Source organism: Microbulbifer celer, from assembly GCF_020991125.1.
Lineage (GTDB): Bacteria > Pseudomonadota > Gammaproteobacteria > Pseudomonadales > Cellvibrionaceae > Microbulbifer > Microbulbifer celer.
Map to the genome: position 1 here is coordinate 2,783,411 of NZ_CP087715.1, position 12,409 is coordinate 2,795,819.

Annotated in this window: 10 protein-coding genes; all 10 read right to left on the reverse strand. The window is 55.8% G+C overall.

Features of this window, described 5'->3' with window-relative positions; translation table 11 throughout:
• Positions 1-18: 18 nt before the first annotated feature.
• On the reverse strand, positions 19-3,423 hold the full coding sequence (locus LPW13_RS11690; protein WP_230435586.1) for a PilC/PilY family type IV pilus protein: 3,405 nt from the start codon (positions 3,421-3,423) through the stop codon (positions 19-21).
• Between the two features lie 38 nt (positions 3,424-3,461).
• Positions 3,462-3,998 carry a pilus assembly PilX family protein gene (locus LPW13_RS11695; RefSeq protein ID WP_230435587.1) on the reverse strand — a complete coding sequence of 179 codons (537 nt, stop codon included), beginning with the start codon at positions 3,996-3,998 and terminating at the stop codon, positions 3,462-3,464.
• Positions 3,998-4,966 carry a PilW family protein gene (locus LPW13_RS11700; protein ID WP_230435589.1) on the reverse strand — a complete coding sequence of 323 codons (969 nt, stop codon included), beginning with the start codon at positions 4,964-4,966 and terminating at the stop codon, positions 3,998-4,000. Before LPW13_RS11700 ends, LPW13_RS11695 begins: the two co-directional genes overlap by 1 nt.
• Position 4,967: 1 nt before the next feature.
• Entirely contained in the window at positions 4,968-5,432 is a 465-nt protein-coding gene (pilV, locus tag LPW13_RS11705; protein WP_230435591.1) for a type IV pilus modification protein PilV, read from the reverse strand.
• Positions 5,433-5,450: 18 nt separating this feature from the next.
• Positions 5,451-5,969: a GspH/FimT family pseudopilin gene (locus LPW13_RS11710; protein ID WP_230435593.1), complete on the reverse strand. Its 519-nt coding sequence runs from the start codon at positions 5,967-5,969 to the stop codon at positions 5,451-5,453.
• Between the two features lie 214 nt (positions 5,970-6,183).
• Positions 6,184-7,116: a 4-hydroxy-3-methylbut-2-enyl diphosphate reductase gene (ispH, locus tag LPW13_RS11715; protein WP_230435595.1), complete on the reverse strand. Its 933-nt coding sequence runs from the start codon at positions 7,114-7,116 to the stop codon at positions 6,184-6,186.
• 23 nt (positions 7,117-7,139) lie between these two features.
• Positions 7,140-7,580 carry an FKBP-type peptidyl-prolyl cis-trans isomerase gene (locus LPW13_RS11720; RefSeq protein WP_230435596.1) on the reverse strand — a complete coding sequence of 147 codons (441 nt, stop codon included), beginning with the start codon at positions 7,578-7,580 and terminating at the stop codon, positions 7,140-7,142.
• 31 nt (positions 7,581-7,611) lie between these two features.
• Positions 7,612-8,145 (reverse strand): signal peptidase II, encoded by a 534-nt coding sequence (lspA, locus tag LPW13_RS11725; RefSeq protein WP_230435598.1) that lies wholly within the window; start codon positions 8,143-8,145, stop codon positions 7,612-7,614.
• Positions 8,138-10,951 (reverse strand): isoleucine--tRNA ligase, encoded by a 2,814-nt coding sequence (ileS, locus tag LPW13_RS11730; protein WP_230435600.1) that lies wholly within the window; start codon positions 10,949-10,951, stop codon positions 8,138-8,140. The genes lspA and ileS overlap by 8 nt, the downstream gene beginning before the upstream one ends.
• 432 nt (positions 10,952-11,383) lie before the next feature.
• Positions 11,384-12,361 (reverse strand): bifunctional riboflavin kinase/FAD synthetase, encoded by a 978-nt coding sequence (gene ribF / locus LPW13_RS11735; RefSeq protein ID WP_230435602.1) that lies wholly within the window; start codon positions 12,359-12,361, stop codon positions 11,384-11,386.
• Positions 12,362-12,409 lie beyond the last annotated feature (48 nt).

Here is a 12,409-nt window from a genome sequence, read left to right on the forward strand (position 1 = left end):
AGCTGCTTCAGGAGATTCTTAATCCGGGGTCAATTCTTCCCATGACAAGCGCCCCACCCTATCTCCGGCCGGGGGATCGACTGGTCTGGGATCGATACTACCATCAGTAATCGGAACATATTGATTGCCCCCGGAAAAGCCCGAGCCATTGGGCATCCCGCCGTCAACCCGCTCACCAACATACGCCGCGTCATCTTCATCGATAACACCGTCTCCGTTGCCGTCGTACACGCCTTCACCTTCCGGCGGGAGCCCGGTGCGGATATCCACATCCATCAGCCAGCCGTGCCCCCCCGCAGAACAGACCTGCCCGGTGGGGATAATGGTGTTGAAGAAAATGATATTGCGCAATAAGTCAGGGCGCGCCACAACCCGCTCGCCACCCTGGGTCGCACTGCCTGGCTGCAACTGGATATACCAACCCAGCCTGCTGGTACTCCAGTTCAGGGATGTACCCGTCAGTGTTCGGTTGCCATCCTGCAGGCTGCTATTGATCGTGCGCGCAATCAGGTTACTTTTGCTCAGGCCGTACGAGCCGTTATCCGACACCGCATAAAAACCACCGGCGGTTGTATCTGTCGTATCCTGCTCTGTCAGATACTGACCGGTACCAAAGGTCACCAGGAGATTCGGTGAAGCCCCGTTTTTATAAGCGGTATTTCTCGCTACCAATGGCGCGGCGGTGATCGGTTCGCCAGAAGCCGTAAACAGAGGCGTGGCTGTACCAGCGCTATTCACCACAGTCCACTCCGCTGCCACGGTAGAATCAACATCAAACGCCCACATATTACCGCGTAGATCTCCGGCGTATACGCGATCGATTGTGCCGTCCAGGTCCGCATCTACAATTGCAGGTGTGGATAGACCGTTTTTGTCTGCACTGCTGCCGGTACTGGTGGACAGGTAAACATGACCACTGCCGTCCAGATATACGATAAACAAGCCAGCATCACCGGTATGGCTGTTATAACCATTGCCAAAGATGGCAGCCCACTTTCCATTGGGCATACGGCCAATCTGCGGACGACTGAAGGTATAACCCAGGTTGCTGTTATCGCTGTCTGTAAACTCCCACAACACAATACTGCCAGCATTATCTTCGCTGAAGTTGGAGGGATCGGTCACGTCCAGCGCAAAATATCCCTTACCACCGCCACCAAGGCCACCCACCAGCACTGATTTCCACGCGCCATTACCGCCGTCGCCAAGATACGCATCGACCACCGTCGGCGTACCATCCACATAATATTTATGCAGGTAGTTTTGTGACGTCAGTGCGTGCAGCCCCTCTTCCAGCCCTGTGCTGGCAAGCACTGCCGGGGAATACGCAATCAACTCTTTACCCGCATCCGCGCCCGAAGTCGTTGCATTAAAACCATGCAGAAAGCCATCATTGGCCCCCACATACACTACCGGCGTACGGCTGCTTTTCTGGCTCTTGAACGCTGCGTAAGAAGCGGCCTCGGGGAAGTCTTTGCTGGCCCAGCCGGCATCGGGTGCGCCAACATAGACCGGAGTCGAATTGACGATATCCCCCAATACGCCGCCGCGCTGCCGGAATTCATCCGCACTATTGCCTTCATTACTGCGGTCACCCCGCAGATAAGCAATCCGCTCCGACGCCCGATCATCTTCGACGGCAGTGCCACTGGAAGTATTGATGTTCAGGTCCGCTTCCGTATCCCCATCGCTGCCGTCAAAATCAAGTCCTGCGACAGTAAATGGAACCCCGCCGGTGCCGGGCCTATAAGTCAGCATTACTCGTTCATCGGGATCCATATCGTCCAGAATATCCCCCGCATTCCAGGTTGCATCAAAGTCGATATCCCCCTCGTCATCCAGCCCCAGTGCAGACAAGCCACCACTCCAGTCACCGCTATCAAAACTTGCCGCAAAAATAGCGGAGCCCGCCTCCAGAGAAGTGGAGTTGAAAGCGACGGAGCTGGAGCTACCGACAACGGCACGGACTTTATTAATAATCTGGTTGAAGGTGACAGCCAGCTGTGAAGCATTATCTGCGCTATAGACATACGAGCAATCGGATCCCGAGCACTCCTTTTCAGGAGTGTGGTATCCCGCTCCAAAATAGCCGGAATTTGTCAAAACTTTACTATTTGAAAGATCACTATTGGCAAAACCAATCATATAACTGGCAATATTATGTTGTACCGGTTGATCATCTGCGTCTTTCAGGTCGGGCCGCAAATCCATATCGTATAAAGCCTTGACCACGTCATCCATAGATTCATCATTGCCCGTAGTACAACCATCTATACCATCGCAATTATAATCATAATCCTCGAGTTCCGAACTGACATTTCTATCACTAGTCGGCTCCCCATCGGTGAGCGCGACCATAAAGCTTTTCTGGCAATAGTATTGAATAGCTCCGCCTTCAACCGTGCGGTTCGGTTTAGCCACGCCATTCCATATAGGTTCACTCTCGAAGATTTCGCTGCCATTTTTGGTTTCCGTCGTGACACCTTGCCAACTTTCCTGAACAATCGATAATTCTTCGTTTTCATATCCAGAAATAAAGTAACGTCCGACGTCTTCAAAAGTTTCTCCCAGTGGCGTTCCCCCGTTAGCACCGATAGTAGCAATCGCTGACAGCAACGAATCACGCGTGTCTGCGCTTACACTGGTCAGCCCGGCCAGCATTTCGCCTCCGTTTGCATTACCGGAGCCGTCAAATTGCATAAGGCCCACCCGAACGTCTTCAAGCCCCGCTACCAGCTCTGCTGCCGACGCCTTCATAACATCCGTTCGAGTTACAGGAACCTTAGAGCGGGCGGCGTCACCGTCTGCGCCTAGAAATTTTGCCGCGACATAGGTGCCCGCATCATTCAGCTCAGAGAAATACCAGTTCAGCAATTTACCGCTAGCGGATTCATCCCTGTAATCGCCAAACTGTGGATCACTACCCGTGTAATAATAATTACCATAATCACCATACGCATGTATCCAAGCGCGGTAATCGTCGTCTTCGTCGAAGCAATTGCTGGAGTTATTCCAAGTGCGCCAACCTCCGCCATCATCTACTTTAAATTGGACACTCCCATCGGTACGATTTACTCGAAAGTTTATTTCGTAGTTGTGATTTCGCTCCACTTCAACTTCAACCCAGCCTTGAGGCCAGACCCATTGCTCTTCGGTCGTTGTGTAAGTGTTTGATATAGGGTTTGAGCAAGTCCCATAATCAGCTTCGCTTTCGTAATCACTCGGAGGCCAAATCTCTCCCTGCATAGAACCCGAGGAATCAAGCACAAACATAATATTCGGCTCAGCACCACCACGGGTGTAAAGTGGCACATCCGACAGCTCACCCGGCGCCGCAGAAACGCTGGTTGCTAGCGTCAGTGAAAATGCCGCAATCAGAGATCGGAAAGAAACTCGCAAGGTAATTTGATCATTCCGTTTCATAAGTAATCGGTCTCTATTTCTGAATTCTTATCATTACCTTACAGGGCGCGACCATAGTGCGTGATGATAATGCGCTCGGTGCCGCCGACGCCCACTCCGCGGGAGACAATGCGGAACACCTGAATATCCGGAAATTCCTGCTTTGGCTTTCCGGCACTCATATCCACATTCGCCGCATCGGAATCATCCGATGCCAACCCCGCCAGCTCGATATACATCCGGCCTTTCAACTTGGTACTGCCGTTGGGGCCAGTCATTCCAACTTCAACTTCTTGAGAGTTTGCATCAGTCCAGGTTGCACTATCGAACAGATCATTGGGGCCTTCACCGGCAGCGCGTCGCCAACCAGTAGTGCCAAACCCGTTGATATCCGTCAATGCATCGATATGGGCTTCTCCCTGTCGCGCAACGGACTCCGCCACTTCCAAGGCCACCTTTGCATCCCTGGAAGCAAACGTCATACGCTCGCCCATCATCACACTGCGGGCGCCGGAAACGCCGATCATGGTCAGCGCCAGCAAAATAATCAGGCTGACAATAAGCACCGCACCCTGCTGACTGGAAAGTTTTTTCATTACATTCTCCCGCGATTACGCACCTTCACGGTAGCGACGTAGAGTTTACGCAACTGCCCGTCACTGTAGGTTGTCTCAGTGCCATCCAATTCGGTAATTGTCTGTGTATCGACGCCTGCCGGTTCATCACTGGTCACCAACAGCTGTAGCTTAACGGCGGTCACTTGCGCCATATTGTTCAGATTCGCTTCCGCTGCCTGCCAGATATTCACAATCCCATCGCCAGACGTATCGCGCCCGTAGCTGACCTGCATGTCTTCAATGCCCGGCACCAATTCCTGGGTATTGCCATTTTCATCGCGCATGAAAAGGGAGTTGCTTCCCGGCGCGCCCTCGGCAATAAAGTATGTATGCTGGTAGGGTCTCAGGATCTTCGAGTCCGCGCCGTAGGCATCCTGCAAAGTAGAACCGTGCGAGATTACCCGGTTCCCTTCGCCCAACGCACCGTTGACACCGGTGATGGCAATTACATCCCCGGCACGACAGTTTGCGATTAACACAACATCTCCGGTTGCAATCGGGCAGTTGCCACTGACTTCCGGCAACAGCGCACTTGCCGGATCAAGCAAGCGTCCCGCTCCCGCACAGGCATCAACAGAGCTACTGATAATCAGCACATCGGTGCCTGCTACTACGTCCTTCTCTCCCACCTTCTGCCCAGCGGCAACGTTATTCCGCCCCTGCACACCATCGGCTCCGACAGTGCCAAAAAAGCCTGTCTGAGTATTGCCGATGCTCTCCTGATCGGGCGCACAGCCCCAGTAGTCGGCCGCCCTGATTTCTTTACTCAGCATATCAACCGCAAAGCGGCCACTTTCCTGAATGCGCGAAAAGGCTGTCTGCGTGCGAGAAGTACTGGTATTGCTCTGAAACACCTGCAGAACCCCCAACAGCAGCAGAGAGCTAAGCAGGACACCGATCATCAGCTCTACCAGTGAAAGCCCTTTTTGCTTTGTCATCATTCGCATATCAAAGCTCCACCGTCATCACAAAGTCCGTGTCTTCAGTACCACCTTTAGAGCTACCGAGATTCTTCCCGGTATGCTGCTGCTTCCAGGCAACCGTTACCGTAACTTCATCACCATTGCGGGCAATGGTCCCGGTGGATGCAGGTAAGTTCGTCTGCAGTAATTGGTCCCATTCATAGAGATCCATGCTCGCCAAGTCACTGACATTACAGGCTGTCGCACAGCTTTTCGCGGTTTCCTTTCCATCTACCGTGCCGTCGTAACCGCCCTGTGCTAGGCCTGCGGGGTTTGCGCGCATGCGCTCGACAATTTCCTGCGCCGCCAGGGCAGCCATATAGCGCTGGTTTGCACCATTACCGTTTTTTAACGACAGTGTCTGAGTGGCTGCAACACCCAGCAGGCCAACGGCAAGGACCAGCACAGATATCAGTACTTCTATTAACGTAGCGCCCTGTTGTTTTTTCATTTTCATCCCCCTCCAGTCCTAGCTGGAACACGCAGTGTTTTTTTGCAACCGAACGGCACCGGAAACCAACATCTGTAACTGACGGCCATAATTTCCTGTCCGCTCGTCACACATCCCCAGGTTGAGGGTATCGGTAATATCGGGTTCTCCGCGCGCATTGAAAATAAATTCGAGGTCCGCCGTATCAATGCCGCCGACATCTGAGGCCAGCGTCAGGTTTGCGTTCTCTATGTTGAAAACGCGAACCTCTTCTCCTGCGTCATAACTTCCGTTTGCATTTGCGTCTTCAAATACCCTGAGACCGTTGGCCACATCGTCCCCTACGGCCTTGACCCCAACGCCCCCACCAAGGCGCACGGCCTCTGCCCGGGCAAACTGGAGTACGCTGCTGATTTCGTCGGTAGTGGTAACGATCCGGTAGTCCTGGATCATGGCGCGGAAGGAGGGAACACCGATGGCCAGGATAATGCCAAGGACGGCAATGACGACCATCAACTCAACGAGCGTGAAGCCATTCTGGCGAGTGGTCTTATCCATTATTGATCTACTCTGGAACAGGGGCGAAGCTGGCCCACTTTTAAAAAGGCTTTATTGCTTTGCTTTATATCAATTCAGAGAATAGATGGAAGTGACTCCGTCACGGCATTAGGGCAACGCCGACAAACGGTAGTACGCAGACGATAGACGGGCAGGGCGCCCGCCTGTATTTTGACCGCCCGGGAAGGCTTTACCGGAGCTCGCTGGAAAGGCTTTACCGGAGCTCCCTGGGAAGACTGAAGCTGATATTTTCCGGAATACCCGCGATCTCATCCGGGGTACTGGCCCCCAGATCCCGCAGTTTCTGAATCACTTGCTCCACCAGTACCTCCGGCGCTGAGGCGCCGGCGGTAATACCTACGGTATTTTTCCCGGCCAGCCAGCTGGCGTCGATGCAGTCCGAACCATCAATCAGATAGGCCTCGGCACCACAACGCTCGGCCAATTCCCGCAGGCGGTTGGAGTTGGAGCTGTTGGGGCTGCCCACGACCAGTACCAGATCACACTCCAACGCCAACTGTTTGACCGCATCCTGTCGGTTCTGGGTGGCATAGCAGATGTCGTCTTTGCGCGGGCCGCGAATATTGGGGAACTTGGCCCGCAGGGCGTCGATCACTCGGGAGGTGTCATCCACGGAAAGCGTGGTCTGGGTGACGAAAGTCAGGTCATCCGGATTCTGGACTTCCAGTTTCGCCACATCCTGCTCGTCTTCCACCAGGTAAATGGTTCCACCATTGCCGGTATCGTACTGGCCCATGGTGCCTTCCACCTCGGGGTGCCCTTCGTGGCCGATGAGAATACACTCACTGCCGTCGGTGCTGAACTTGCTCACTTCCATATGCACCTTGGTGACCAGTGGGCAGGTGGCATCGAAGACTTTCAGGCCGCGGCTGGCCGCTTCCTGTTGCACCGCTTTGGAAACACCGTGGGCGCTGAAAATGACAATGACATCATCCGGCACTTCCTCCAACTCATCCACAAACACCGCACCGCGTTCACGCAGGCTGTCCACGACGAACTTGTTGTGAACCACTTCGTGACGCACATAAATCGGCGCGCCGAACACGTCCAGGGCGCGATTGACGATATCGATGGCACGGTCTACACCGGCACAGAATCCACGGGGATTGGCGAGACGAATCTGCATAAGAGTTACGCTCTGGTCGGGCCTCAGTTGATCGAGGCCACTTCGAGAATTTTGACGGTGAAGAATACGGTCTGACCGGCGAGAGGGTGATTGAAGTCGACGGTCACATCGTCCTCGCTCACTTCGCTGATCACACCGGGCAGTTCACCACTGCCATTGTCAAAGGAAACCACCAACCCCTCTTCCAGCTCCATGTCCGGGGAAAAGTGATCCCGGCGGACTTTCTGGATATTGGACGGGTTGCGTTGACCGAATCCGGCCTCCGGGGGAATCTCTATTTCGGCTTCATCGCCCGCTTTGAGACCAAACAGCGCGCGCTCGAACCCCGGCAGCAGGTTGCCATCGCCCACAATAAATGTGGCCGGTTCACCTTCGAAATTGGAGTCGATTTCGGAACCATCATCCAGCTTGAGGCTGAAGTGCAGGGTCACGCGGCTATGCTCGCCGATTTCATTGTTACTCATAATACTGCTCTGAACTTTTACCCTTCTACACCTACACTTCGGCGCTTTTTTCTGAACCTTCGTCACTACGATCTTTGAAGAAAAGCAGTTCGATGACCAGCATTGCCGCGCCCACGGTAATCGCCATATCGGCAACGTTGAATACCGGGAAATGCCAATTGCCGTAGTACACGGAAATAAAATCGCGCACGTACCCCAGCAGGATCCGATCCCACAGATTGCCGAGGGCACCACCGAGAATCAGCGCCAGCGCGGTAGGCTCCCAGCGCTTCACCGCGGGCAGTCGCCAGATCCACATGATCACCACCGCACTGAATCCAATCGCGACGGCGCCGAAGAACCAGCGCTGCCAGCCGCCGGCATCGGCGAGAAAGCTGAACGCCGCACCGTAGTTTTCTGCATAGGTGAACTGCAACAACCCGGGAATAATCTGCAGCGCCGGGCCGTACATAAACTGGTCCACCGCCCAGACCTTGGTGACGATATCGATCACGATAATCGCCAGTGCCAGCAGGTACCAGCGCAGCGGGCTGCTGAAGATTTTATGCCCCGAATTATTAGGCATAGTGACGCTCCTCGCCGGCACCGCTGACATTCTCCACACAGCGGCTGCAGAGCTCCGGGTGTTCGCTGTTGCTGCCCACATCCTCACGGAAGTGCCAGCAGCGGCCACACTTGGGCGCATCCACTTTATGTACAGCGACACGCAGGCCCGCCAGCTCGGTTTCTTCCGCACCGGCTGCATCGGACAACGGCTGCACCGAGGTGGAGGAACAGATCAGAACAAAGCGCAACTCATCTTGCAGCGCGTCCAGTTTTTCCAGCAGGGCAGGATCCGCATAGAGAGTCACCGCCGCCTGCAGGGAACCACCAATGTTCCCCGCCGCTCGTTGCTCTTCCAGGACCTTGTTCACGGCGGTTTTCACATCGGCGATGGCATCCCAGAAATCGGAATCCATCACCGAGTCCTGCGGCATTTGCGGGAGCTGGTACCATTCCGCCAGCATCACGCTGTCGCCGTTTTCTCCGGGCACAAACTGCCACAGCTCTTCTGCAGTGAAGCTCAGGATCGGCGCTACCCAGCGCACGAATGCCTGCACGATATGGTACAGCGCGGTCTGCGCGGAGCGTCGCGCAACGCTGTCCGCCTGCGTGGTGTACTGACGATCCTTGATGATGTCCAGATAGAAGCCACCCATCTCTACCACGCAGAAGTTATGTAGTTTCTGGTAGATCTGGTGGAACTGGTAGCGATCATAAGCCGCGATGATTTCGTCCTGCAGTCGGGCCGCCTGATCCAGTGCCCAGCGGTCCAGCGCCAGCAGTTCGTCCGCCGGCAGCAGATCTCTATCGGGCTCAAAGCCCGCAAGGTTGGACAGGAAGAAGCGCGCGGTGTTGCGCAGGCGACGATAGGAGTCGGCGGTGCGCTTCAGGATCTCGTCGGAGACCGCCATCTCACCACTGAAGTCGGTTGCCGCCACCCACAGGCGCAATACGTCCGCACCCATTTTGTTGATCACATCCTGGGGGGCCACGGTATTACCAATGGACTTGGACATCTTGCGGCCCTGTGCATCCACGGTGAAACCGTGGGTCAGTACCTGTTTGTAGGGCGCGCAATCATTGATGGCGATGGAGGTCTTGAGAGACGACTGGAACCAGCCGCGATGCTGGTCGGAACCTTCCAGATACAGATCCGCCGGGAAGCGCAGCGCGTCACGACGCCCCAGCACCGCATAGTGGGTCACGCCGGAATCGAACCACACATCCAAAGTGTCGGTGACTTTCTGATAGTGCTCTGCCTCATCCCCCAGCAGTTCTTTGGCATCCAGGTCGAACCAGACATCCATGCCGCCTTTCTCTACCAGCTCTGCGACCTTGTCCATCAGCGCCGGGGTATCTGGATGAATCTCGTGGGTCTCTTTGTGCACGAACAGGGCAATGGGCACACCCCAGGTGCGCTGACGGGAGATACACCAGTCCGGGCTGGCATCCAGCATGGAATCGATGCGCGCTTTCCCCCACCCGGGGATCCACTCCACGGCGTCGGCGGCTGTCTGCGCGTGATCCAACAGGTCATTCTGTTGCATGCTGATAAACCACTGCGGCGTGGCGCGATAGATCAGCGGCGTTTTGGTTCGCCAGCAGTGCGGGTAGCTGTGCACCAGTTTATCTTCAAACAGCAGAACACCCTTTTCTTTCAACAGCTCGACAATCTTGCCGTCCACTTTGTACACGTGCTCGCCGGCAAACAGCGGCACGCTATCGCGGTAGACGCCGTTGTCGTCCACGTAATTCAGGGTCTCGATACCGTAGTGCTTGCCGACATTGAAGTCGTCGGGACCGTGGTCCGGCGCGGTGTGCACACAGCCGGTACCGGCATCGGTGGTGACGTGATCGGCGAGGATCAGCGGCAGCTTTTTGTCGTAGAACGGGTGCTGGATTTTCAGGTGCTCCAGCGCCGCGCCGCGAATGCGACCCACGACTTCACCGCCTTCTCCATTGAGGCCCGCGGCTTCGAGTACCGCGTCTTTCAGCTCTTCCGCTACCAGCAGGCGCTCACCGCCAACCTGCACAATCACATATTCCAGATCTGCGTGCACAGACACGGCCTGGGAAGAAGGCAGGGTCCAGGGCGTAGTGGTCCAGATCACTACGGACAGGTCGCCATCGCCGGCATGACCGCCGGCGGCGTCGGCAATGGCCAGCGCGGTTTCTTCGGTGGCCGGGTACTTGACGTAGATGGAGAAGGAGGTTTTATCCTGATACTCCACCTCTGCTTCCGCCAGGGCGGAGCCGCCCACCACGCTCCAGTAAACCGGTTTGAAGCCGCGCGCCAGGTGACCGTTTTTCACCACGCGACCGAGGGCGCGGATGATGTCGGCTTCGAATTCGAAGTCCATGGTGCGATAGGGATTGTCCCACTCGCCAAAAACACCTAAACGAACAAAGTCTTTCTTCTGGCCTTCCACCTGTTTGGCGGCGTATTCGCGACATTTCTGGCGGAAGGTTTTGTGGTCCACCTTCACGCCGGCCTTGCCGACTTTCTGCTCCACCTTATGTTCGATGGGCAGGCCGTGGCAGTCCCAGCCGGGCACGTAGGGGGCGTCGAAGCCGCTGAGGGTTTTCGACTTGACGATGATGTCCTTCAGAATTTTGTTAACCGAGTGACCGATGTGGATATCGCCATTAGCGTAGGGAGGGCCGTCGTGCAGAATAAACTGCTCACGACCGGCGCGGGCTTCACGAATTTTTTCGTAGAGCTTTCCTTCTTGCCATTTCTTCAGAATCTCCGGTTCCCGGTTGGGCAGATTGCCACGCATGGGGAAGTCGGTTTTCGGCAGATTCAGGGTCGCTTTGTAATCGGTCATTGGTTATCTACTTCGGTTGTAGCTCGAGAATCAATTCACTATTCACCCAGCCGCACTCCGCGCTATTCCGCTTACGAAGTACAAGACTGAAAATTTAAGCTGGAGTGCTGGGGATCAGGTTTCAAAACCGTCGGTGACAGGGACGTCACCGCCGGAGCGTACATGGATGTACTCGCAGCGATTTTGAAACCTGATACCCAGTGCTCCGGCGCCACCGGGTAAGGAGCAGAGCACCAACGTCCTGCTCCGGGGCCCATACCTGGCCAGTACAGTGGCGGCACATCACCGGGCATCAGTTTTCAGGACCGCTGTGAATACATCCATGTAAGCTGCGGCGCAAACATCCTGTTTGCGACGCTCCTGAAAACTGATGCCCGGCGCTCTGCCTTCGCATCAAAGTACTGAATATTTTGATGCAGAGGAGTCGTTAATTTAGTTTGAGTTGCGGTTGGCAAACCACGCTTTCGCGTTCTCAATATCTTCCGCAATTTTCTGTTTGAGTACGTCCAGCGACTCAAACTTCTCTTCATCGCGCAGCTTGTGACAGAAAGTCACCGCTATTTCACGGCCGTACAGATCGCCGTTGAAATCAAACAAGTGCACTTCCAGCAACGGCTTCGCGCCCTCGCCTTCCACAGTTGGCCGGAACCCCACATTCGCCACCCCCGCCACCTCCATACAGCTGCCCGCCATCGGACTGCCATCGGTACGCCTGGCGGTAACGGTATACACCCCCACCAACGGCGAGCGGTACCGGTGCAAACGCACATTCGCGGTAGGCGCTCCCAGCTGGCGCCCCAGGGCGCGGCCGCGGGCTACCAGACCGGTGATCCGGTACGGCTTGCCCAGCAACTGTTCCGCCAGCGCAAAGTCCGCACTTTCCAGCGCCTTGCGGATACGGGTGCTGCTCACCCGTTCACCGGCGACCTCCAGGGTAGCCGTATCTTCCACAGTAAAGCCGGCCTGGGCACCTGCCTGTTGCAACAAGGTATAGTCGCCGCTGCGGTCGCAACCGAAGCGGAAGTCATCTCCCACCACCAGGTGACGCACCCCCAGCCCATCCACCAGCACCTGCTGGACAAATGTCTCGGCACAGAGGCTGCGCAGGCGCTCATTAAACTGCAGGCACAACACCCGGTCCACGCCCGCCTCAAACAGTGCCAGTACCTTTTCCTTGAAACGCATCAGGCGCGCCGGGGCCTTCTCTCCGGAAAAGTACTCGTGCGGCTGCGGCTCGAAGATGATCGCCACCGCCGGCAGTTTGTGCTCCGCCGCGCGGGCCCGCAACTGACTGATGATGGCCTGATGGCCAAGATGAACACCATCGAATGAGCCGATGGTGGCCACACATTCCCGGTGGTCCGGCCGCAGGTTGTGCAACCCGCGAATCAGCTCCCGTTGCTCGTTCACAGTGCTCTACTCACCCTTGCAAAACCAAGCCGCGCAGTATACCGGATT